This window comes from Psychrobacter sp. M9-54-1 (assembly GCF_016613355.1).
GTDB classification, from domain to species: domain Bacteria; phylum Pseudomonadota; class Gammaproteobacteria; order Pseudomonadales; family Moraxellaceae; genus Psychrobacter; species Psychrobacter faecalis.
Genome location: NZ_JADGFW010000004.1, coordinates 122361 through 145019 on the forward strand (window position 1 = coordinate 122361; position 22659 = coordinate 145019).

Consider the following 22659-nt stretch of genomic DNA (forward strand, 5'->3'; position numbering starts at 1 on the left):
AGACCAATAAAAAAAGGAAAACACACCGCGACTAAAACAAACTTTTAAAACAGATGTGTCTAAAAGCAGCCATTATAAAGTAAAATAGCCTTACTAACATCCTATAGTCTATTGTTAATCAAACAACCATGCTAACAGCTAAACGTCTATTAATCACTTATCCCTATTTTTATTATTATCTATGAATATTCATGATGGAAACGCTATGCCTGCTGCTGTCTCTACGACTGATTATGATAATGGCTATGACTCTATACAGCCTACATCAGCCGTCTATAACCTTAACGAGCGCTTTATAGTGCAGCGTGCCAGTCAAGACGACTTACCCACAATTTTAGCCATTTATAACCAAAGTATCGCCGCCAAGCAAGCAACCGCTAATCTCACACCCGTGACTTGCGCAGAGCGGCAAGATTGGTTTGATGAGCATATAAATAGTGCCACGCGACCTATTTATATTGTGAGAGCTATGGTTGAAGATGCAGATATGAGTGTCGAAGAAACGGTATCGCCAATCGTCGCTTGGGGCAGCTTTAGCGATTTATATACACGGCCCGCTTATCATATCAGCACGGAGATTAGTATCTACTTACATCAAGAGTATCATGGTCAAGGATTGGGCAGCTTTTTGACCCGCTGGATGCTGACGCAAGCGCCGAGCTTAGGTATCCATAACGTGGTTGCGCTTATCTTTGCCCATAATCAGCCAAGCTTAGGATTGTTCCGTAAACTTGGCTTTGAGCAATGGGGCTATATGCCAAAGGTTTGCGATATGCAGGGGTTTATCGCCGATGTCGTGATGCTTGGTAAATCGGTCATTGTCGATAGTAATGATTAATGAAGATAGCGATGACTAATGAAGATAGCAGTGACCAGTAATAATGCCAGATAAAGGCTATTTAACGAAGAGCAGTCAGATACCTTATCCTAAGATCTTCCATTTGCCATCTATCTTTTGTAGCTCATAAGTCAATGGTGCAGGCTCACTTTGCCCTCTTAGCATAATCTCACCCATGATGGTGGCACGGGTTTTATCATCGTTGTATTTAGTATCAGTAAAAGTCACCCCATCAACCGTTTGCTGAAACGCGGATTGCGTTTTGGCAAGCTCTTCCTCAAAGTTTGCCATGTCGACTTTATAATACGTTGCAGCTTGTTTGGCGTCGCCATAATACAAACTGTCTAATGCTTTTTTAACCGTATCTTCTGGCGTGCCATTTTGAGTTGGGTTGGTCACCAAGCTTTTTTGCTTACTATCAGCAGTTACTGGATTGATATTATCGCTCGTGATGATGGTTTTATCTTGAGTGCTATCTGTTACTTGCGCATCTTCACTCATATTATCCGTACCCACTGATTTTGCTTCATCAGTCACAGTGTCATCAGATGTTTCAGTGATTGCTGTAGTGTCTTCATTATTATTGACAGCAGTCTCAGTGTCACCCTTATCATTATTGCTACAACCACTTAAAAGTAGTCCAGTAGACAGGATGCCAACAGTCAGTAAACTTGGTAAGCGTGACAAGGTTGTTGATAAAGCTGTCTGTGAAGTTGGTGATTTAATCGTCATGTTAGTCCCCAAAATTATGTATTTAGTAGTAATTATGGCAACTATCAGCCGCATTCACTGTCAATTCTCATACCTAGCTTGTTTTGGTTTGGTAAGTTAAAGCGTTGTTCAGTGCTTAACAACGAGTGCTTAATAATAAGTGCTTAACCATGCTTTAGCTGGCGCGGACGGAAACCTGTTGCTAGTAGCACGACGCCATAAACCACCGCACCAACGACGCACATAATCAGCAGCGCAACGATACGTTTCCACTGCGCATCATTGGTTGGGAAATAGGGCAGCATGACATAAAGCACCGCAACCATAGAGGCGGTAGAAAGCCCAAACTGGCCAAACAGCTTTTTCCAATGACTGCCAAAGCGGAAAATCTCGCGCTTATGCAAGAAGTAATATAACAAGCCTGCGTTCACAAATGCCGCACCCGTCGTTGCCAATGCCAAACCACCATGTAGCGGCATATCTAAGAAATAAAAGATACCGATAAAAATCACACTAAAAATCATATTGGCAAAGACGGAGATAATACCGATTCTGACTGGCGTTCTGGTGTCTTGACGGGCAAAAAAGGCGGGCGCGAAGATTTTAATTAACATAAAACCTAAGATGCCGCCTGCCATGCTTTTTAGCGCCAGTGAGCTCATTTGTGCATCGCGTAGGGTAAATTCGCCACGTAAAAACAGCGCTTGCATGAGTACGTCAGAGAGTATAAACAGTGCTGCCGATGCCGGTACGCCGACCAAAATAATTAAGCGCGCTGCCCAGTCGATGGTCTTTTTGAAGCTGACGTCGTCTTTTTGCGCTTCACTTTTCGATAGGCTTGGCAAAATAACCGTACCGATAGCCACCCCAATTAAGCCAAGTGGCAACTCGCTCATACGCTCAGCAGCATACAACCAAGAAACCGAACCGCCAATCATTAACGAAGCAAATACAGTGTTGAGCAGCAAATTAATCTGGGTGACAGAAACGCCAAAAATAGCCGGCAGCATCAATTTCAAAATACGGCGCACGCCTTCGTGTTGAAAGTCTATTTTTGGGGCGACCAGTAGTTTTTGTTGCGAGAGCTGTGGCAGCTGTATTAATAACTGCAGTAAACCTGCAATAGCGACAGAATAACCCAGCGCCATGATAGGCACATCAAACATCGGCGCAAACACTAGAGCACCACCAATCATACATAGATTTAGCAAAACAGGCGCAAAGGCGGGCGCGGCAAAACGTCCGTAACTTTGTAAAATACCGCTGGCAAAAGCGGTCATAGAAATAAACAATAAATAAGGGAAAGTTAAGCGTAGCAGTTCAGCAGTGATAGCAAATTTATCGGGTTGATCAGCAAAGCCTGGGGCAAATAAGGTCACCACCCAAGGGGCGATTAAAATCACCACGACCGTTAGCATGGATAAAACCAGCAGCAGTGCGCCTGACGTGCGACTGACTAAAATCTGAACCTGCTCTAGGCTGTATTTTTCTTTATATTCAGACAGCACAGGAACAAACGCTTGGCTAAAGGCGCCTTCGGCAAATAGGCGGCGTAAAAAGTTGGGAATCTTAAAGGCGACCAAAAAGGCGTCCATCAGACCGCCGGCGCCAAAGACGCCTAACAAGACGACATCACGCACCAAACCTAAAATACGCGACAGCATGGTCATGCTACTGACCACCATGGTTGAACGAAACAATCGACTTTTTGCCATGAGAACCTATTTTGCTAATTTATTTACTGAAGGTTGTGTTGTTAAAAAACTGACGGATTATAGCACTTTCACTGTCCTGATAAATGGATCCAATAAAGAATAAAACCTGTCATTTACAGAAATTTTAATAAGAGTGTTTACTCAATCTTGGTTGTAAAGTGATGACTGACTTGCAATATGGCGGGTAACCATCTCTCGCAACTTTGTCCATTCAAAATAATCACCGGGGTCAGTTTTGCGACCGGGCGCGATATCACTATGACCAGTAAGATGCCTACGAGTTTTTGGATAAGCGTCATAGATAGCGACGATAACTTTGGCAAGTGTTTCGTATTGAGCCGCGCTAAAGGACACAAAATCTGAACCTTCAAGCTCAATGCCAATGCTATAATCATTACATTCAGGGCGACCCAAGTAGCTGGAGCGCCCAGCATGCCACGCGCGTTCGTTAAAATCGACAAACTGGGTAATCGCGCCATCTCGCTCTATAAATAAATGTGCTGAGACTTCTGCACCTTTAATGGTTTGAAAATATGGATGCGCCTCCCAGTCTAATTGATTGGTAAACAAGGCTTTGACGTAGTGTAGACCGTCAGTATCGCAAGCGCCAAACTCATTGGGCGGCAAGCTAATATTGTGAATAACGATAGCATCAATCGCGATATTTTCAGGACGTTTATTAAAGTTGGGCGAGGCAAGCCAAGTCGCAGCGGATAATCGACCGGTATGAATAGTCATTGGCGATGCTATGGACATAATACTCTCTTTTATAATGTGATAATAAGTGCGCAGTAAATACTATTAGTTATATTTTATTATCAATAAATGGCGCATTTAACTAAAAATAACCTTTAAAAAAAGTTGTTTAAAATGTTTTAAGACAGTGATACATCATATCACTCTAATAATTCGATAGAATTCTAACGCGTTACGCGTCTGACCCCCACAGTGCGAGATGTTACTCATGTCCATATATTCAAACCTTTTGGCGCTAGATTGTACGCCAACGAACACGCTAACAAACATTGGCAGACGAGCACGTTTGCCGCTTACCATAGCTGGACTGCTACTGTCCGCGCAAGCACAGGCGTTTTTGCCAACGCCTGCAGCGCTTGTGATGACAGGGGAGTTGACGCTGGATGCCAATGAAGCTATTGATGGCAACTTGGTCACTAAATCACAAAATGCTGAGCCAATATTAACAACCAGCGCTAAGCCTGTTGTTGCTGGCACAAATGTTGTTGTGAAAGTAAATGCCGAATCAAATAATACCATCAAGGCAAGTAACGCCCCAAATATAGAATTAGCTTCTTCTGCATCCAATACTAAAAATATTAATGACGCCGATACACAGCAGCTACTAGCCTCATGGCGCACGCAAGCAAAAGCAAAAAATCTCGCTCAGCATACGACATGGCGACGATTGTTATATTTCTTTGATGATCAAAAGAATTTAATCGGCAAGAAAAAAGACAGCAGTATCGTTGATGATGCTGCATTTTACTTAAGCAAAAATGGACAGCATGATTCAGCGGCCGAGCTTGATGCCTTGCTGGTTGCCCTTGCTGACGAAATGGCTGCGACTTCGGATAATAGGACTGCTAATAGCAAGCTTTCTAATCCTACCGCTCAAAATTCAGTACAAAGCTCAGTACTATGCCGTTTTCCCGCGCGCGTCCAATGGCTGACTGATACACTCAATATCAACAAAAGCAGCTTGCAAACCGACTGTCCAGAGCTGAATGACTGGATGCAAATGCTGGCGCCCGAGCAGCTGTCTATTATGTTTGCACAAGAGTATTTAGACAATCCTATTTCAGCCTTTGCTCATACGCTATTACGTATTGACTCTAAAGCTAGTGTTGCCGATCCAAGTCAGATTCATCATGCAGTGGCGCTAAATTATACGGTAGGTGGCGACTCAAGCGATAACTTTTTGGTCTATGCCATCAAGTCGATGAGCGGTGGCTACGATAATCTGATTGAAATTGACCCATATCCGGAGAAGCTGGCGAAATATCTGCAAGAAGATGAGCGCGATGCGTGGACCTATCAATTGGCTTTGACCCCAGTGGAAGTGCAGCAGATTATGCTACATGTCTGGGAGACCAAGGATTTGAAGTTACCGTATTACTTTACTACCGATAACTGTGCGTCTGAGATTTTACGCTTGATTGACGTGGTACGCCCGCAGCAGCATTTATTAAGCCGCCTGCCTTATGCCGTGATTCCGTCAGATGTGGTGCAATTGCTCGATAGCGAAAATCTACTTGCCAGCACCAATTATACGCCTGCCGATAGCACCTTACGTCAAGCGCAGTTAAACAAGGTTAAAGAGCAGCGTGCGCAATTGGGCTATCATAATAGTGCTAAGCAGACGCTCAATGAGATTAAGTCTGCTCAGTTAAATCCGATTTCTAGCATTTCAGACGACGGACAAACGTTATTACCACGCCGTATTGCAGTAGCGGATAACAATCCGATAGACAGACATCCGCTGCAGCTAGGTTTTATTGGGCTAGGGCAGCGTGGTGATAATAATTATATGGATTTAGGTGTGCGCGCAGGTTATCACGATACCCTTGACCGTCCGTCAGGTTTCCCGCAGTTCTTTGATTTAGAAGGCGCGGCTGCAACCTTGCGTCTGTATGACACCGATAATGATAAGGCCCATCAGCCAAGTAGTGTGGTCTTGCAAAATGTGACTTTGGTGCGCGGGCGCTCATTTAATCCGGTAAATTCTGCCAAAAAAGGTAAAACCTGGGGCGCAAGTATCGAAGCGACACGCGTAAATGACGGCTCACAGCAGGATGGTAATGATCATTTAGTCGGCAGTTTAGGCTATGAAACGGGTTGGTCGTGGGCGTTTGGCACCCCTAGCGCGGGCACAGGCGAGATGCCGCCGCAGCTATGCTATACGTTCTTAGCAGGTACGGCGCAAGCAGGCCGCGGTATTAATAAAGGCTATCGTGTCGGCGCAGGCGTCAATGTTGGTTGCCGTTATCAGATTAACAATCAGTTACGTGCGCAGGCTGAATTGCAACTGCCATATTGGTATCATGGCAGCAGCGATGAGTCTAATGCCCGTGGTCATTATTGGCAGCCGATATCGACATTAGGGCTACAGTACGATATTGATAAAAAACAAGCGTTACGTATCAATGCCAACTACGAATGGCAAGATCGTATCGATGCCAAAGAAGACATACAGCTGTCGTATAGACGCTATTTTTAGTATCTTTTATGAAAAGCCCTTTTATTAATAAAGGTTTTAATAGACAGTCCTCACAAGTAGTTATCGAACAAAGGATAAATGATGAGTACGCAAAATTTACTGATTATTGGTCAAGGTGATATCGGCTTACCAGTCACCAATAAGCTCGCTCAAGACGGTTTTAACGTCACGGGGCTGGCACGTCGTGAGCGTCATCATTATGCTTTAGATGCTAACGCTAAGTTTTTGCAAGCCGATGCGTTAACGCTCAGCGCTGAGCAGCTGCAAGACTTTACTGCGATAGCAATTATCGTCACCCCTGATGAGTATTCGACCAGCGGTTATCATGACAGTTATTTGGCCATCACTCAGCATCTGGCAACATTGGCGGATAAACTAACCAACCTTACGCGCGTTGTTTTTATCTCATCAACGGGTGTCTATGGGCAGGATAATGGCGCATGGATTGATGAAAACATAGCCCCTGTAACGCCAGAGCGTGAAGCTTCGCAAGTGATATTACAAGCGGAACAAGTATTGCAACAAGGTTTTGGTAATAGGGCGATTATCATTCGCCCAAGCGGTATTTATGGTCGCGAGCGCCTGATGCGGCTGCGTAAAGCCCGCGAGGAACAAAAAGAGCCAGTGGCAGCAGCGCATTGGAGCAATCGCATTATGGATCGTGATTTGGTTACTATTATTGCCAATGTCATGACCATAGACGCGCCAAAACCACTTTATATCGCTACTGATTATGCACCAGTCACCACTTTTGAGCTGAGCACTTGGTTAAGTGAGCAAATAGATACAGAGCCACCTGCTATTGATGACAATAAAACAGCGGTTACGGGGAAGCGCTTGCATAGCAACATTCCGTTAGCTTGGCTGGACTATCCTGATTGGCAAGCAGGTTATCGAGATATTTTGCAGCATCAAGAGCAAAAACAACATCAAAAGTAAAATGACTGTTCGATTGTTTTTATTTTTACATCTTTTAAATTGGTAAGCCTAGGGAACATCTATGACTCAGCATTCTACTTCTGACGATGGTTTATCCAGTGCTGATTTTATGGCAGCAGAGGAGCAGTTTGCAGAAGGTCATGCTGAGCAGTCCGCTCATTTAGCAAATAGTCAGCAGCCGGCGATTGTCCATCCTAATTTTGATCCTAAGCGTTTGCCAATTGATCCTGCTCGGCCATTGACTGATATTCCAGAGCCTGCGCGGCGCTTAAATGGTCAGCTGCGCCGCTTATATGGCCGTTCGACCCGTTTTTATCAGCCCAAGACGGACAGCTTATCGAAATGGGCGCTAGTGGCTTCAGAAGCATTGGCCGAGCATTTATCACTGCTCAGTGCGGCAAAGCTGATTGAGCTGCCCGAGAGTTTTTATCACAATCATAGCGATCAGCCGTTATTATCGCCATTGACTGATATGACGTTGCTTGATATGGCAGATATTCAGCGCGCGCTACAGGCATACCCAAAGCTGACACGTTATGGGTTTGCAAGAGTCGATAGCATAAATATTGATAATAATATTAATAAGCCTTTAAAGACAGAATCCCTACGAGCATTGACCAGACGTTATAATCCTGATGAGCTGCTTAATAGCGTCTATGCTGACGATTGGCAAGTGGTATTGCAGCCGCAGCAATTTGACAGCGGCGCGGGCAGTTTGGCGACCGATATTATGGCTTGTAGTGTCGCCGTCCATGCTTTAAAGCAATGTAGTACGCGCAAAACCATCAATCACAGCTACAGCGCGGCGCAAATTTGTCAGCATCTGCGTAGTTATTTGCTCAGTCAAATAGTGTTTGAGCCCGCACAGCGCGATGCTTATCGTCAAGTGCGCTTATTTACGGGGCATATTATCGTTGCTGCCTATCATTTAGGCTGGGACATACAAGTCAGTCACGATGGGCAATGCTACTTTACTATCTCATCGCGCTGCGGGTTATTAACACGTTATGCGAATATGCAAGATTATGATATCAACGGTTGGTCAAGTTAAGCCGACGCGACTATAATGCCTTGCACAACTTTTTGATTGTTCAATTTTCATTTTTCTTTGCTGATAGGAAGACCCTATGCTGAATGCCGCCACGCTTAATAACGCTCAACATCCACAAAACGCCTCATTTTCATCGCATCAATTTATCCAATTGGCTTTAGACAATCAGGTCTTAAAATTTGGCGAGTTTGTGCTTAAGTCTGGACGTATTAGTCCGTACTTTTTTAACGCAGGTTTGCTGGCGTCAGGTGAGATGTTATCGTTATTAGCCCGTGGTTATGCCGATGCCTTAGCTGAAAAAATGAATGGGGCAGCCGAGCAAGAGCTGGTCATTTTTGGAGCGGCTTATAAAGGCATTCCCTTTGTCGCCGCAACCGCACAAGCGTTATGGCTACACCATGGTATCAATGCCAAATGGGGCTATAACCGTAAAGAAGCCAAAACCCATGGTGAAGGTGGTAATCTAGTCGGCGCTGATGTCAGTGGCAAGGCCGTCTGGGTGCTTGATGATGTGATTACCGCTGGTACGGCAATGCGCGAAGTGGTTGAGATTTTAGAGCAAGCGGGCGCCAGTGTGGCTGGTATTATCGTTGCGCTTGATCGTAAAGAAAAAGGTTTGGCGGAGCGCTCTGCTATTCAAGAGTTGGCTGAAACCCTAGATGTACCAGTACGTGCCTTGGTCGATATCGATGATTTAATCAGCTACTTAGCAGGAAGTAGCACCGATAAAGATGCCGCCCAGCTTGCAAGAATGCAGCATTACCGCGCCCAGTACGGCGTATAATTTATCGCAAATATGGCTGCACTCAGGTCATGTCTAAATAAAGTTTAAGTGACATTTGAGCCATACGCTATGGCCTCAATGTCTTTGAGATGATTGCTTAAATAATTAATACTATAACGAAAGTGAGCCTTATCATGAGCCAAGAACAACAAAAAAAATCGTTAAAAATACTGGTCATTATGGATCCAATTGAGCTGGTCAATTATAAAAAAGACACCACGCTGGCGATGATGTGGTCGGCGCAAGACCGCGGGCATAGCCTGGGCTACTGTCAGATTCATGATTTATGGTTAGACCGTGGGCAATTGATGGTCGATAGCCAGCCGGTGACAGTCAAACGCGACCCCAATGACTTTTATGCCTTAGGTGAAAAAGCGACAGTGCCGGTCAGCGACTATGATGTGATTTTGATGCGTAAAGATCCGCCGTTTGATATGCGTTTTATTTATGCCACTTATATGCTTGACCATGCTAAATCCGCAGGCGTGTTGGTAGTAAATGACCCACAAGCGATTCGTGATTGTAATGAAAAGCTGTTTGCGACTTGGTTTAGCGATTATATGAGTCCAACGATTGTTACCAGTAAACAGGCGCATATTCGCAAATTTATTACTGAGCAGCAAGACGTTATCGTTAAGCCTTTAGATGGTATGGGCGGTACGGGTATTTTCCGTTTAACCGCTGATAGTCCAAATATCGGCGTGACGCTGGAGATTTTAACCGAGCTCGAGACCCTGCCAATTATGGCGCAGCGTTATTTGCCAGAGATTAAGCAAGGCGATAAGCGTGTGTTAATCGTCGATGGCGAAGTGGTCGATTATAGCTTGGCGCGTATCCCGGTAAAAGGTGAAACGCGCGGAAATCTTGCCGCCGGTGGTAGTGGGGTTGCGATGCCGCTCACCGATATCGAGCGCCAAGTGGCAGAGGTAGTGGCGCCGATTGTCAAAGAAAAAGGGCTAATGTTCGTTGGTTTAGACTTAATCGGTGGCCGTATCACTGAAATTAACGTTACCAGTCCAACCTGTGTGCGTGAGATTGATGACCAATGCGGTACTGACATTGCAACTGACTTTATTATCGCTATCGAGAAAAAACTGGCTGTTTAAGCTATTTATTCTAAAGTATTGGTCTAAATAAAGCCTTTAAACGATAAGTTTAGGCAACGCCGTAAGGATAGAGTAATTTATCACTAAGCTATGTGCACAATACTTAAAAAACAGTGTGCTAAGCTATAACGATAGACCGTATCTCTTAATAGCACTTTTAAAAAGTGATAAAAAATCATGAAAAATGATTTTTTGACCTGTTAAGTGAATTTATAAAAGCCAAGCCGCGATGAATCACGGCTTGGATTTTTATTATTCATACGGCACAAAATGCTGTCTATCCGGCAGCGATTTACACTATACTATGCGGGCTTTTATAGGCTCATTTTGGTTCGATAGATAGCGCAATCAAAAGATAATAAGTCTTTCATATACATAAAGAAAAGATAGGCAGACGTTCATGAAAACACCGCATATATTAATGATGGCTGCGGGGACAGGCGGGCATGTATTTCCAGCGCTAGCAGTTAGCGAAGAATTGACCAAGCGCGGCGCGGTTATTCACTGGCTGGGTACGCCAAATGGCATGGAAAATCGCTTGGTTGCACCGACTGGCTATCCTTTTCATGCTATTGATATGCAAGGGCTGCGCGGTAAAGGCGTAGGGCGTTTGCTTAAGCTACCGGTTAATTTGTTGTCAGCGACGATGGCGGCGATCAAAGTCATCCGTGGCAATCAGATTGATGTGGTTGTTGGCTTTGGTGGTTATGTCACCGCGCCCGGCGGTATTGCGGCGCGCTTAACCAAAACGCCGCTAATTATCCATGAACAAAATGCCATTGCAGGCATGAGCAATCGTTATTTGGCCAAGATGGCGACCAAGGTCATGCAAGCGTTTGAGAATACCTTTGCTAGTAGCGAAAGTGATAGCAAGATAGAAACGGTGGGGAATCCTGTGCGCAATGCTATTAGCGGGGTTGCCGAGCCTAGTGTGCGTTACGATGTCAATGATAGCTCGCCGCTAAAATTATTGGTGGTTGGTGGCTCGCTTGGCGCGCAAGTGTTAAATGAGACGCTGCCAAAAGCATTGGCTTTGCTTGACCGCCCGTTTGAGGTACGTCATCAATGTGGACGCGATAATGAGGCTACCACGCAAGCGGCGTATGATAGTGAAGCATTAAGCGCTCATCAGTTCACTGTGCAGCCATTCATCGATGATATGGCAGCGGCGTATAATTGGGCTGATATCGTGGTTTGTCGAGCTGGGGCTTTGACAGTGACGGAAATTCAAAATGTTGGGATAGCGGCAATATTTGTCCCGCTACCAAGCGCCGTTGATGACCATCAGACCGCCAATGCGCGCACCTTGACCGAGCACCAAGCAGGGATTTTGCTGCCACAAAATGAGCTAACTCCTAACAAGCTGAGTAATGAGCTCAATATGCTAGATAGACGCACTTGTTTAGAGATGGCAGAAAAAGGCCATGCGCTTGCCAATCGTCAAGCTTGTCAGCGAGTTGCCGATATTATCTGGCAGGCGTTATAAGAGCTGATTGTTTTGTTTATTATTTTTATTACTTATTATTAACCAAATTTGTTCGCCTTCAATAAAGAGAAAACCCTATGCCGACCTCTGCTAAATCTTTAACCAAACGTTTGATTGAAATACCAGAAATGCGCCGTATCCAGCATTTGCATTTTGTTGGTATTGGTGGCTCGGGGATGTGTGGTATCGCTGAAGTGATGAACAATCAAGGTTATACAGTCAGTGGTTCGGATATTACTGAAAGCTTAGTGACGAAGCGCTTAGCAGAAATTGGTATTGATATTGCGATTGGGCATGATTCCAAAAATATCGCCAATGCCGATGTCATCGTCGTCTCGTCTGCCATCGACCGTAGCAACCCTGAAGTAAAGGCAGCGCTTGAAGCGCGTCTGCCTGTGGTACGCCGTGCAGATATGCTCGGCGAGTTGATGCGCTATCGTCATGGTATCGCTGTAGCGGGCGCGCATGGTAAAACCACCACTACCAGTCTGCTGACCACCATGATGGCGGAAGGTAAGCTCGATCCGACTTATGTCATTGGCGGTAAATTAAATGCTTCTGGTAAAAATGCCGCGCTTGGTAGCAGCCGTTATTTAATTGCCGAAGCCGATGAATCTGATGCGTCGTTTTTAACTTTGCATCCGATGGCGGCGATTGTCACTAATATTGATCAAGACCATATGGAAACCTATGGCAACAGTTTTGATAAATTAAAAGCCGCTTATATCCAGTTTTTACAAAATATGCCGTTTTATGGTTTAGCGGTGGTCTGCGGTGACGACGCTGAATTGTACGCTATGATCGATGACATCGGGCGTCCGGTATTAACCTTTGGGCTTGAGCCGTTTAACGATGTACAGGCGGTTGATTTGGTTAGCGAAGGTACAAAAACTCACTTTACCGTGCTACGCCGTGACCGCGAGCCATTACGTCTGACTTTAAATATTCCCGGTGTACATAACGTTTATAATGCACTGGCTGCTATTACCATGGCAACCGATGAAGGCGTCGACGATGAAGCAATTACGCGCGCCCTACAAAAATTTGCCGGTGTCGGTCGCCGCTTTGAGCAGCAAGCGTCTGTAGAAATAGACGATGGTAACGTCCTGCTGATTGATGATTATGGTCACCATCCAAGAGAAGTCGATGCAACCATTAAAGCGGCGCGTCAAAGTTTCCCTGAGCGCCGTTTAGTCATGATGTTCCAACCGCACCGCTATAGCCGTACGCGTGATTGCTTTGATGATTTTGTCGAAGTGCTTTCAAGCGTCGATGAGTTATTGTTATTAGACGTTTATCCTGCTGGTGAAACTCCGATTGCGGGCGCTGATACCAAAGCCTTAGCACGCAGTATCCGTTTGCGCGGCGCCGTTGAGCCAACGATTATCGATAAAGCTAATATCGCCCCGGTCATGCAGCGTTTGCTCAAAGCCAATGACATGCTAATTACTCAAGGCGCAGGAAATGTTGGACAAATAGCAGTCGAATTGGCCGCTAATAATCTATATATCAAACAAGCCGCAAAAGAATTTTAGGAATAAGACTCATGACTATTAATAACCAAGAAAACATTAAACAAGAAAACAATCAGCAAAAAAATGAAAGCAACATTGATAAAAGTATCAATGCAGACGCTAAAGCTACGATTGTCAATCCAGATCTGGCGTTAGCAGCGGCGGCACAAGCACAGCAAGATAATGCTGCAAGTCATGCGCAAAACGATAAGGCCGTTCCTAGCATCGCAAACAGCAAAGTCAAAGACGCCAGTCAGTTTGGTAAAGTTGCCGTCATTTGTGGCGGCAGTAGCAACGAGCGCAGCGTGTCATTAGACAGTGGCGCAGCCGTGTTAAAAGCGCTACAAAATAAAGGTGTTGATGCCACGCATTTTGACCCAAAAGATCAAGATATTACCGAGCTGCGTAAGTTTGATCGCGTTTTTAATGTCTTGCATGGTCGCGGCGGCGAAGACGGTCTGCTACAAGGCGTGCTGCAATGGTTTAATATTCCGCAAACCGGTTCTGGTATTTTGGCATCAGCGCTTGGAATGGATAAAGTCCGCACCAAGCAGCTTTGGCAAGGCTGCGGCTTATCAACCGCGCCATTTTCATTGTTAACCGCGGATACCGACTGGCAGCAAGTAGTAAATATGCTTGGACTACCACTGATTATCAAACCAGTCCATGAAGGCTCAAGCATTGGTATGACCAAGGTCAATAACCTTGATGAATTGCCTGCCGCTTATGCAACGGCGGTGCAGTGCGGTGACGCGGTGATGGCTGAGCGCTGGATTACTGGGCGCGAATTTACCATTGTTATTATCGATGACGAAGCTTATCCGGTTATTCGCCTTGAGCCTGCTGATATCACCAACTTCTATGATTTTGAAGCCAAATACAACCGTAACGATACCAGCTACTACATACCTTGTGGGCTAAGCACTGCGGATGAAAAGCACCTACAAGATTTGAGCTTGGCGGCATTCCGTGCTGTCGATGCTAAAGGCTGGGGACGTATTGATGCGATGCAAGACGAAGCAGGCAACTTTTGGCTACTCGAGATTAATACCGTACCGGGTATGACCAGTCATAGTTTAGTGCCAATGGCTGCCAAAGCTCGCGGTATGGATTTTGAGGCTTTATGCTGGCATATTCTAGCGCAAACTTTAGAAGTATAGATTTGGCCAAATATACATTTGCTTAAATATCCTTTAAATGGGCTGTTTAACGTTCTTTAATTAACCATACATTTAACCATGAAGAGCACTACTTAATGCAGACAAATGTATCGCTAGCCCTGCTATAACACAGCTTCATGTAAACTTGTGTAAATTCGTTGTTAGTAGTAAGGGTTGAGCTATTGTTTAAACGTAAAATACGTTAATATTGTAATTATTGGTCTATATTAGTGATATTTATGGTTATTTATGCAAATTTCTTTAAGTTATTCATTAAATAAGAAAAATGTTACGTTTTAATGCGCCTAACTGAGCTTTATCGCTCGTCTTAGACAAATAAATTGATAATATGGCAGTTTCATCGATTGCTGTACCGATTAGCGGATTTACCATTAATAATAAGCACTATTGGCGTTATGCAAATAGTTTAAGCAAAAATAGGGACGACGTGTATTATGACTCAAACTGTCAATGACATCGCTGACTTGATGAGTGATAACACCTCGCACCCTAAATCTAATTTGCAAATACCCTCCATGCTCAGATATTTTTTCACAGTGTTGGTGTTAGGTTTGCTGGTGCTGATATTGGTCATGGGCGGTAAAGCATTGCGTGATGCACCGCCTGCCGCTATTCATGTCGACGATAGAGGGCTGACCGTAGCGCAATATCGTGCGTTACAACAAGTAATGAACCAACAGAGCGTAAGCAGTTTTTTTACCTCTGATTTGCAGGCGCTCAGAGATATCTCTACCGGTCTTGCTTGGGTGGACCAAGTCAGTATCAGCCGTGACTGGCAACAAGGTATTGTCGTGAAAGCGCTACCAAAACAGGCCGTGGCAAATTTTGGTACCGAGCGTTTAGTCGATGCCAAAGGGGCGGTTTTTGTGCCGGCTGATAGTAGAGAGCTGACGCAAGAGCAATTTGCGACGCTGCAAGGCGATATAGCGCAAGCGCCAGTTATTATGCAACAGATGCAACAAGTTAACGACTGGTATGCACCGCTCGATATGCAAGTTGAGGATATCATTTTATCGCCAAGAATGACGTGGCTGATTCGCTTTGATAATGGCTTACGTGTTATCGTTGATAATGAAAACACTGCGCAAAAACTGTTGAATTTAAGTCAACTACTTGGTAACCAATTAAGTAATCGCCGCGATGAAATGCAGTCTGTCGATCTTCGTTATAAAAATGGATTTACTATCGCATGGAATTTGGCGCCCCCAAAAGATGGTGAAACACTACCATAAAATAGCATCGTAAAATCATACTAAGCAATAAAAATGAAGCACCATAAATTAAGAAAGCAATCGATTTCCAATACCCGTTTGCTTCTTGATAAAGAGAGTTTACTGATAATATGACCGCGTGATCATAACGCATTTTTCAATGATTTAATGGAGACATCATTTGCTCTCCTGTTTAGCGATAATTTGTCTGGTACCATGAAAAATACTGAAAATCTGGTTGTTGTCCATTTAAGTGCCACGGCAGTCTATGTCGTTATTGGTAATGTTGTGTCTGCAAAAGACATACGTATTATGGGTGTAGGACAAGTTAAAAATAACGACTTTTATCAAGGTCAGATAAAGCACCGCGAACGCTTACAAGGCGCTATCAGACAAGCGATTCAAGAAGCTGAAGACACTGCCAATTGCCGCGTGCATAGCGTTTGGTTGACCTTAGCGACTCCTGAGCTGTTAAGTAAAAACAGTGCCGGAGATGTTAGGGTAGAAGACGAAGTTGTCCGCGCTCAAGATATGGTACAAGCGTTATCCAATGCTAAGTCACAAGATTTGTCGCCTGATTATTATTTGATGCATTGTTGCCAACAAGGTATTTATATCGACAATCAAGAATTTATGGTTGACGATGCCATTGACATGGTCGCACACAATATCACCGTCATGTATCATATGATGATGATGCCTGTCTCTAGCCGTCAAAATATTCAAAAACTTTTGCAAAGCTGTGACGTCGGTATCGACCACATCGTTTTTGATGCGGTGACCAGCGCAGAATATAGCTTGATGCCCGATGAGCGCCAGCAAGGGGTTTGTTTGGTCGATATTGGTGCCAGTACCACCAGTATTTGCGTCTATAAAGAGAATAAGCTAATTTTCACGCATTGTATTGCTACCGGCAGCCATGAAGTGACGATGGACATTTCAGCCGATGTCGGTATCTCAATGATAGAAGCTGAGCGCCTTAAAAAAACGCACGGTACGGTTGATGTCAATAGCGTCGATCCCAGCTCGTTCTTTCTATTTAAGCCGCAAGGCTCAGGTGACGAGATTAATATTGGTACTTATAATCTAGCGCGCATTATCGAAGCGCGCTATGAGCAAATATTTACCGAAGTGGTACGCCAATTACACGACGCCGACTTGTTAGGCTATATTGATAAAGGGTTGGTACTCTCAGGCGGCGGCAGCTCTATTAAAGGCATGATACCTTTTGCCAAAAAATTGCTAAAAATGCCAGTAGTATTGACCAATACCCATCCTGCGATTAGCGCTTATAATCACTTTGACAATGATGAATCGTTTAAACAGCTGAATATGCAGGTCAATGATCGTGCTTATCAAACCGCATTTGGTACCTTACTATATAGTCAGAGCGAGCAATTTCGTCGTAGTGAAAAAAGTGAGCCAGAAGCGATTCAAAAAAGTCGCGTGAAGGGTGTTTTTCAAAGTGCCGGCCAACGTTTTGCCAGTGTACTCAAAAAGATATTATAATTCTGCTGGCAAATTTGCCTCTGCTAAGCGTTAAGCAGGGAAGAGTAAGACGCCGCCTGATAAGCAACAGATTAATAGCAGCACCCTGTACCATAACGGCATACATTGGCAACGCAAGACTATTTAAGCCATTGCCCTGTTTTAATTAAATACGTTTATATATAGTAAGTCGATAGCGCGCCCTATGAGTGTGTTACTACGTATCGACCATCACGCTATCTGCAACTGGAGAAATCTTTTTATGTCAAAATACACCATGCCAGATGATAATCAGCTTCAAAGTAACGGCCAGGCAAGCTTCACTGTATTCGGTGTGGGCGGCGGCGGCGGTAATGCGGTTGAGCATATGGTACAACAAGGGATTAGAGGTGTAACATTTGTCTGTGCCAATACCGATAAACAAGCGCTCGATCGTCTTACAGCGCCGCATAAATTGCAGCTTGGTGCCAAAACCAACCGCGGTCTTGGCGCAGGGGCAAACCCAGAAGTCGGTCGTGAAGCGGCAGAAGCAGATGAAGAAGCCATCCGTGCGTTACTCGAGCACTCAGATATGGTGTTCATTACCGCAGGTATGGGCGGTGGTACAGGCACGGGTGCAGCGCCAGTGGTTGCGCGTATTGCCAAAGAAATGGAAGTGTTGACCGTAGCAGTTGTAACAACGCCATTTAAGTTTGAAGGTGGTAAGCGTATTAAGGCTGCCAAAGCAGGTATCGAACAGTTGACCAATTTCGTCGACTCAATCATTACGATTCCTAATGATAAGCTTATGAGCGTCTACGGCAACATCTCTATGCAGGATGCTTTCAAAAAGGCCGATGACGTTTTATTGCATGCGGTACAAGGTATTGCAGAAACCATCGCTAGCGAAGGTATGATTAACATTGACTTTAACGACATTCGCACCGCGATGACGGCTAAAGGTCATGCTATGATGGGTATTGGACGTGCTAGCGGCGATGATCGTGCGCGTCAAGCAACCGAAAAAGCCATCAGATCGCCGTTACTTGATGATTTACGTTTAGAGAATGCCAAAGGCTTACTCGTTAACGTTATTTCATCTGAGTCTTTATCACTCGATGAGATGAGCAAAATCAGTGTCATCGTTGAAGAAATCACCGATATCGACGACGCCCATATTTTCTACGGCTCTGTTATTGATGAAAAAATGGGTGATGATTTGCATGTGACGGTTATCGCAACAGGTCTGACCTTAGATGAAAATGCGGGTCAAGAGCCTGAAGTCGTGGAGCAGCCAGTACCTTCTGTTAATAGTACCCAGCCTGTGGATCCGAACTTGCATACCAGTGCGCTAAACAGCCAAAAGCAAGCTCAAGCGCAGTATCAAGAAAGCCCCGTACGCGCAAATGTGACGCAAGAACAGCCTAAAACTAAAACCAATAGCATTCAAGATTATCTAAAGCGTCAACAGAATAAATAGTCTTTAACAAAGCAATCATTAGATAGTTTGGATAAAAAAGCCAGTATTTCGATACTGGCTTTTTTGTTTTTTAAAAAAGTAAAAAAGTATAAGGTTAATGGTTAATAAGTAGGCTTGAGTCATAATTTAGCTAAGATTGAGCATTTGTTACGTTATAAAAATAAACGTTAAAATAATGACGATAAGTGTTATCAATCAAAGAGATAAGCAAATTAACGCTTTTTAGCGCTAGCGAAATAGGGTCGGGTAATGCTACACTATGGCAATTGTAACAAAATATGTGAGAAGACAGCCATGAACCAACGAACCATAAAAACAGCAATAGCCGTTACAGGTACTGGTCTTCATAGTGGTCAACCTGTTGACTTAGAGTTTCATCCGCAGCCTATTAATACTGGCATTATTTTTGAGCGTTCTGATATAGCAGGTAGCGAACCGATTCCTGCCAGTGCTTTTTTGGTACAAGATACCATGATGTCATCGAATCTAGTATTTGGTGGCACGCGTGTGGGTACCGTTGAGCATTTGCTCAGTGCGATAGCAGGGCTTGGGGTTGATAATCTATTAATCCGCGTGTCAGCGTCGGAGATACCGATTATGGACGGTAGCGCCGCGCCATTTGTAGGTTTGCTACTGCAAGCAGGTTTCTGTGAACAAGAAGCAGCAAAGCGCTTTATTAAAATTGTGCGTCCTGTCCGTGTTAAAGTTGATGACAAATGGGCAGAGCTGCGTCCTTATGACGGCTTTGAGTTAAATTTCGAGATTGATTTTGACCATCCTGCTATTAATAAAGATTTTCAGCATGCACAATTGCAGTTCTCGACGCAAAATTTTATTGAACAATTAAGCTCAGCGCGTACTTTTGGTTTTTTACGAGATATCGAAGCTCTACGCCAAAATAACCTGGCGCTAGGTGGCAGTATGGACAATGCGATTGTTATTGATGATGCCAATATTCTTAATGAAGAAGGGCTGCGTTTTAATGATGAATTCGTGCGTCATAAAATTCTTGATGCTTTAGGCGACTTATACCTCATTGGCTATCCTATTTTAGGTCGTTTTAATGCTTATAAATCTGGTCATGCATTAAACAACATGTTGGTACGCGAGATATTATCCGATCCTAGTAACTTTGAAATTGTAACTTTTGATGACAATGTAAGTTGTCCTATCGAATATTTACCTTTGAATCGTATAACAGTCGAAGGATAAATACACGAATATACACGAAGTATCGAAACATTTACGCAATATTACATAACTTGGTTATAAGCAGTACTAAATAATATTCATTTAAATAGATATTCCCTCATCTATTTTTGAAAAAATTCGCTACAACTTCGATAGAATAAAAGCTGTAGGAGATAAAAAAATCATCTGTCAGTACGGTTCATATTATGAATCACACTGACAGATGATTTTTTTTTGTTTACAAGATTACAAAAATACAGCTTTAGCCGAGTCGAATATGGGTTTGTTTTACATAACTTTACATAGTAAACCATAATTTTTTAGGAATTAATTAAGCGCAAAAGTGCATTTTTAAGATTTTTATCGGTGGTGACATGCTCTGCAGCCTGTGATATAGTCCGCTTTGTGTTTTGGCTAAGGGCCTGATTTTCATGGGCTTTACGAGGCTTTGGTAAGGACGCTGATAACGCTTGCGATGATTTAGAATAATTATTATGAGCGGGAATATTGGCTACGACGACGCGAATTTGCTTGAGTTGTTTAAATGTAATCGACCGCTCTGTTAATACCTGCAAATAGGCGTTCTGTAAATAGCGAATATGATTGGCAGCGGTCATCGAGCCCACACTGAGTATAAGTTGCTCAGCGGTTAAGCCCACGACCCAGCAGTTATTGAGGATTTCCTCAGGTAGACAATCTACCAAAAGCTCTTTTACCTCGGTCGTTGCTTGTAGATATAAACGCATATTGTCAGCAAGAGTTTGAGGTAGTGCGCTACCGGCAAAAGCTTGATGATCAATCAGTTTAGCAAGTCGGTTAGGTTGTTTCTTTGACATCGTAAACACTCATCTTCTAGGTGACAGCAGCGATATTCATCATAAACAGCGAGCTTTTGTACTACGGATTTTATCATGTTTATTTCATGGTCATCTTCCCTAAATTAATTCATGCTTTGTCACGGACGGCGAGCAATCCTGTATTTACAATAGGTAGTAAATTTATGAAACAAGCTTTATTAATTTTGTCAGTATTGGGAATGGGTATAGCACAGACGAGTGGTGCTGTCGAAACAACCTTTCAACCAAATAATACCTTGAGTCATACCATTACAAATATCTCTACTTCTGCGAACTACGGTTCAAGTCGCAATATCTATAGCACCAATAGCGGTGCGTATGTTTCTAGCAATGACGAAATCAGTCAAGCGATTGACAATCTTAGTGCGCATGCAAAACAGAAAGAATACCAGCTTGCTTCGCTAACCAGCCGCTTATCTTATGAGCAGCGTCAGCAGCAAGCAAAATCAGTACCTGATCGTTATTCTGCTCCTGCTATCGCCGCCGCCAATGCGTCACGCGTTGCGCGCTCAAGCAGCACAGGTTACTGTGCCCGTTACGTCCGTAAAGCATTACAATCAGCAGGTTACGAGTTTACGCCAAATCCGTCAGCCTATCAGTATGCCTCTCGTGGTACGCTAGCCCAAGCTGGCTTTGCTAAGATTAGTAATAATACTCAGCCACAAGTAGGCGATGTTGTGGTTTATGATCGCAGCTCAAAGCATCCGCATGGTCATATTCAAATCTTTGATGGCAATGATTGGATATCTGACTTCCGCCAGAGTAGCATCAGCCCATATAGCGGTGTATACAGTTATACCACTTGGCGCGATTCTAAATACGTTGACGATGCATCGAACCGCGGTATCTATCTTGCTATGGTTGACTAATCAGCAAGTGTGAATTAACGATTATAGATTTTAGAATTCAGTGTTTTCTCCGAACCCAGTAATGCTCTTGATGGCATTACTGGTTTTTTTATGTATGAAATTAAAAAGCTTTAGAGAAAAGAGTGGAGAGCATTAGGGTTTTAAGAGGATTGCACCATTGCGGCCTGTTTATCAAATACTGGCCAATACTGCATGTCGTGAAAATCTGGCGGGGCGGCGTGATTGGGCGCGAAATATAATGCCGTCTTACCAAGTTTAGTATCAAAGCTCAAAATTACACAAGGATGGATGTATTCAATGCCAATCTCATCGTTGGTAGTCTGTACTTGGGATAATTGGTTTAATGATAAATAAAAGCTACGCTCGAAATGATAAGTTTTAGCGCCAGCTGCTAATGGATCATTAAAAGAGGGGGTTGGCATCGAATCCGCTTGCAGCGCTGCGTTGTCAGCGGCGTTACTCACTGAGAAGGGAGTAGCTGTCCAATCAATAGAAGCCCGTGTTTGCCCATTTCCTTGTAAAAGCGGCGTCGGCGGTAATGTCGCAGGCTTACGATAGACGGCAAATTGATAAAGCGCATAACGGCCGTCAGGACTAGCGTTTATTTCCATATAAGGGTTTGTTTGAATATTATCTTCATCTATCGTAACGGTGCTGTTTATCAACTCGCCCGCTAAAAAGCACTCAAGACAAGTCTGTTCCCATAAATAATCTGCAAAACCTACTTGTTCAGCTTGCCATGTTGGCCAGTACAATTGCGCTGCTAACGAATCAAGCGGTAACGTGATGCAGTAATCAAGCTGTAATTGCCACTTTGTATTTGTAGGTTGGGCAGTTTTAGCTCTATTGACCAAACTTGCGACCACTTCTACTCGAATATGTTGTAATTCTGCTATGGTGACACCTAGCTGCTCGGCAGCAGCGGCTAACGTATCAGTCGCTAAACATAAATTAAAAATTTGGCTCATAGGTCGATAATATCCAGAGTTTAATATCAGTAGCGCATTATCATACTTGTAGTATT

19 protein-coding genes are annotated in these 22659 nt (G+C 43.9%); 14 read left to right on the forward strand and 5 right to left on the reverse strand.

What is annotated here, in order from left to right:
• Positions 1 to 205: 205 nt before the first annotated feature.
• On the forward strand, positions 206 to 838 hold the full coding sequence (locus IQ457_RS01725) for a GNAT family N-acetyltransferase (RefSeq protein ID WP_200661826.1): 633 nt from the start codon (positions 206 to 208) through the stop codon (positions 836 to 838).
• A gap of 84 nt (positions 839 to 922) precedes the next feature.
• Here the strand turns inward: IQ457_RS01725 and IQ457_RS01730 are convergent, their stop codons facing one another.
• The 3 genes from IQ457_RS01730 to ampD form a co-directional block, all read right to left on the reverse strand.
• The gene (locus IQ457_RS01730) at positions 923 to 1570 is read right to left on the reverse strand and encodes a hypothetical protein (RefSeq protein ID WP_200661827.1); all 648 of its coding nucleotides are present in this window, start codon (positions 1568 to 1570) and stop codon (positions 923 to 925) included.
• A gap of 143 nt (positions 1571 to 1713) precedes the next feature.
• A complete protein-coding gene (gene murJ, locus IQ457_RS01735) occupies positions 1714 to 3264 on the reverse strand; it encodes a murein biosynthesis integral membrane protein MurJ (protein ID WP_068403772.1) in 1551 nt (516 codons plus the stop codon).
• Positions 3265 to 3405: 141 nt separating this feature from the next.
• Positions 3406 to 4020, reverse strand: a complete 615-nt coding sequence (gene ampD, locus IQ457_RS01740) for a 1,6-anhydro-N-acetylmuramyl-L-alanine amidase AmpD (protein ID WP_191690996.1) — start codon at positions 4018 to 4020, stop codon at positions 3406 to 3408.
• A 208-nt stretch (positions 4021 to 4228) separates the two neighbouring features.
• Between ampD and IQ457_RS01745 the strand changes: the two genes are divergently transcribed.
• From IQ457_RS01745 to lpxC, 12 genes are all read left to right on the forward strand, one after another.
• On the forward strand, positions 4229 to 6499 hold the full coding sequence (locus IQ457_RS01745) for an Lnb N-terminal periplasmic domain-containing protein (RefSeq protein WP_207161660.1): 2271 nt from the start codon (positions 4229 to 4231) through the stop codon (positions 6497 to 6499).
• A gap of 81 nt (positions 6500 to 6580) precedes the next feature.
• Positions 6581 to 7438: an SDR family oxidoreductase gene (locus IQ457_RS01750; protein ID WP_200661828.1), complete on the forward strand. Its 858-nt coding sequence runs from the start codon at positions 6581 to 6583 to the stop codon at positions 7436 to 7438.
• A 61-nt stretch (positions 7439 to 7499) separates the two neighbouring features.
• The gene (locus IQ457_RS01755) at positions 7500 to 8489 is read left to right on the forward strand and encodes a hypothetical protein (RefSeq protein WP_200661829.1); all 990 of its coding nucleotides are present in this window, start codon (positions 7500 to 7502) and stop codon (positions 8487 to 8489) included.
• 76 nt (positions 8490 to 8565) lie between these two features.
• Positions 8566 to 9273, forward strand: a complete 708-nt coding sequence (gene pyrE, locus IQ457_RS01760; protein ID WP_200661830.1) for an orotate phosphoribosyltransferase — start codon at positions 8566 to 8568, stop codon at positions 9271 to 9273.
• A 134-nt stretch (positions 9274 to 9407) separates the two neighbouring features.
• Positions 9408 to 10379: a glutathione synthase gene (gshB, locus tag IQ457_RS01765; protein WP_200661831.1), complete on the forward strand. Its 972-nt coding sequence runs from the start codon at positions 9408 to 9410 to the stop codon at positions 10377 to 10379.
• Between the two features lie 400 nt (positions 10380 to 10779).
• Positions 10780 to 11865, forward strand: coding sequence for an undecaprenyldiphospho-muramoylpentapeptide beta-N-acetylglucosaminyltransferase (gene murG / locus IQ457_RS01770; RefSeq protein ID WP_200661832.1), 1086 nt, complete (start codon positions 10780 to 10782; stop codon positions 11863 to 11865).
• 77 nt (positions 11866 to 11942) lie between these two features.
• Positions 11943 to 13400, forward strand: a complete 1458-nt coding sequence (gene murC / locus IQ457_RS01775; RefSeq protein ID WP_200661833.1) for a UDP-N-acetylmuramate--L-alanine ligase — start codon at positions 11943 to 11945, stop codon at positions 13398 to 13400.
• Between the two features lie 11 nt (positions 13401 to 13411).
• Positions 13412 to 14539 carry a D-alanine--D-alanine ligase gene (locus IQ457_RS01780; protein WP_242465316.1) on the forward strand — a complete coding sequence of 376 codons (1128 nt, stop codon included), beginning with the start codon at positions 13412 to 13414 and terminating at the stop codon, positions 14537 to 14539.
• Between the two features lie 455 nt (positions 14540 to 14994).
• Complete coding sequence (locus IQ457_RS01785; protein WP_200661834.1) at positions 14995 to 15792, forward strand: cell division protein FtsQ/DivIB; 798 nt, start codon at positions 14995 to 14997, stop codon at positions 15790 to 15792.
• A gap of 195 nt (positions 15793 to 15987) precedes the next feature.
• Positions 15988 to 17280 (forward strand): cell division protein FtsA, encoded by a 1293-nt coding sequence (gene ftsA / locus IQ457_RS01790; RefSeq protein ID WP_197488851.1) that lies wholly within the window; start codon positions 15988 to 15990, stop codon positions 17278 to 17280.
• 241 nt (positions 17281 to 17521) lie between these two features.
• The gene (gene ftsZ / locus IQ457_RS01795; RefSeq protein WP_068403791.1) at positions 17522 to 18718 is read left to right on the forward strand and encodes a cell division protein FtsZ; all 1197 of its coding nucleotides are present in this window, start codon (positions 17522 to 17524) and stop codon (positions 18716 to 18718) included.
• A 294-nt stretch (positions 18719 to 19012) separates the two neighbouring features.
• Positions 19013 to 19930 carry a UDP-3-O-acyl-N-acetylglucosamine deacetylase gene (gene lpxC, locus IQ457_RS01800; RefSeq protein ID WP_068403793.1) on the forward strand — a complete coding sequence of 306 codons (918 nt, stop codon included), beginning with the start codon at positions 19013 to 19015 and terminating at the stop codon, positions 19928 to 19930.
• Between the two features lie 299 nt (positions 19931 to 20229).
• Here the strand turns inward: lpxC and IQ457_RS01805 are convergent, their stop codons facing one another.
• On the reverse strand, positions 20230 to 20745 hold the full coding sequence (locus IQ457_RS01805; protein ID WP_200661835.1) for a hypothetical protein: 516 nt from the start codon (positions 20743 to 20745) through the stop codon (positions 20230 to 20232).
• A 164-nt stretch (positions 20746 to 20909) separates the two neighbouring features.
• Between IQ457_RS01805 and IQ457_RS01810 the strand changes: the two genes are divergently transcribed.
• The gene (locus tag IQ457_RS01810) at positions 20910 to 21635 is read left to right on the forward strand and encodes a CHAP domain-containing protein (protein WP_200661836.1); all 726 of its coding nucleotides are present in this window, start codon (positions 20910 to 20912) and stop codon (positions 21633 to 21635) included.
• Positions 21636 to 21775: 140 nt separating this feature from the next.
• On the opposite strand, the gene IQ457_RS01815 is transcribed toward IQ457_RS01810, so the two are convergent.
• On the reverse strand, positions 21776 to 22603 hold the full coding sequence (locus IQ457_RS01815) for a hypothetical protein (RefSeq protein ID WP_200661837.1): 828 nt from the start codon (positions 22601 to 22603) through the stop codon (positions 21776 to 21778).
• Positions 22604 to 22659 lie beyond the last annotated feature (56 nt).

Coding starts and splice junctions, on each gene's coding strand:
- IQ457_RS01725 (WP_200661826.1), top strand. CDS start 206: ATGCCTGCTGCTGTCTCTACGACTGATTATGATAATGGCTATGACTCT.
- murG (WP_200661832.1), top strand. CDS start 10,780: ATGAAAACACCGCATATATTAATGATGGCTGCGGGGACAGGCGGGCAT.
- ampD (WP_191690996.1), bottom strand. CDS start 4,020: ATGTCCATAGCATCGCCAATGACTATTCATACCGGTCGATTATCCGCT.
- ftsZ (WP_068403791.1), top strand. CDS start 17,522: ATGTCAAAATACACCATGCCAGATGATAATCAGCTTCAAAGTAACGGC.
- IQ457_RS01815 (WP_200661837.1), bottom strand. CDS start 22,603: ATGAGCCAAATTTTTAATTTATGTTTAGCGACTGATACGTTAGCCGCT.
- gshB (WP_200661831.1), top strand. CDS start 9,408: ATGAGCCAAGAACAACAAAAAAAATCGTTAAAAATACTGGTCATTATG.
- IQ457_RS01785 (WP_200661834.1), top strand. CDS start 14,995: ATGACTCAAACTGTCAATGACATCGCTGACTTGATGAGTGATAACACC.
- murJ (WP_068403772.1), bottom strand. CDS start 3,264: ATGGCAAAAAGTCGATTGTTTCGTTCAACCATGGTGGTCAGTAGCATG.
- pyrE (WP_200661830.1), top strand. CDS start 8,566: ATGCTGAATGCCGCCACGCTTAATAACGCTCAACATCCACAAAACGCC.
- IQ457_RS01730 (WP_200661827.1), bottom strand. CDS start 1,570: ATGACGATTAAATCACCAACTTCACAGACAGCTTTATCAACAACCTTG.
- IQ457_RS01805 (WP_200661835.1), bottom strand. CDS start 20,745: ATGTCAAAGAAACAACCTAACCGACTTGCTAAACTGATTGATCATCAA.
- lpxC (WP_068403793.1), top strand. CDS start 19,013: ATGAACCAACGAACCATAAAAACAGCAATAGCCGTTACAGGTACTGGT.
- IQ457_RS01755 (WP_200661829.1), top strand. CDS start 7,500: ATGACTCAGCATTCTACTTCTGACGATGGTTTATCCAGTGCTGATTTT.
- IQ457_RS01810 (WP_200661836.1), top strand. CDS start 20,910: ATGAAACAAGCTTTATTAATTTTGTCAGTATTGGGAATGGGTATAGCA.
- ftsA (WP_197488851.1), top strand. CDS start 15,988: ATGAAAAATACTGAAAATCTGGTTGTTGTCCATTTAAGTGCCACGGCA.
- IQ457_RS01780 (WP_242465316.1), top strand. CDS start 13,412: ATGACTATTAATAACCAAGAAAACATTAAACAAGAAAACAATCAGCAA.
- IQ457_RS01745 (WP_207161660.1), top strand. CDS start 4,229: ATGTCCATATATTCAAACCTTTTGGCGCTAGATTGTACGCCAACGAAC.
- IQ457_RS01750 (WP_200661828.1), top strand. CDS start 6,581: ATGAGTACGCAAAATTTACTGATTATTGGTCAAGGTGATATCGGCTTA.
- murC (WP_200661833.1), top strand. CDS start 11,943: ATGCCGACCTCTGCTAAATCTTTAACCAAACGTTTGATTGAAATACCA.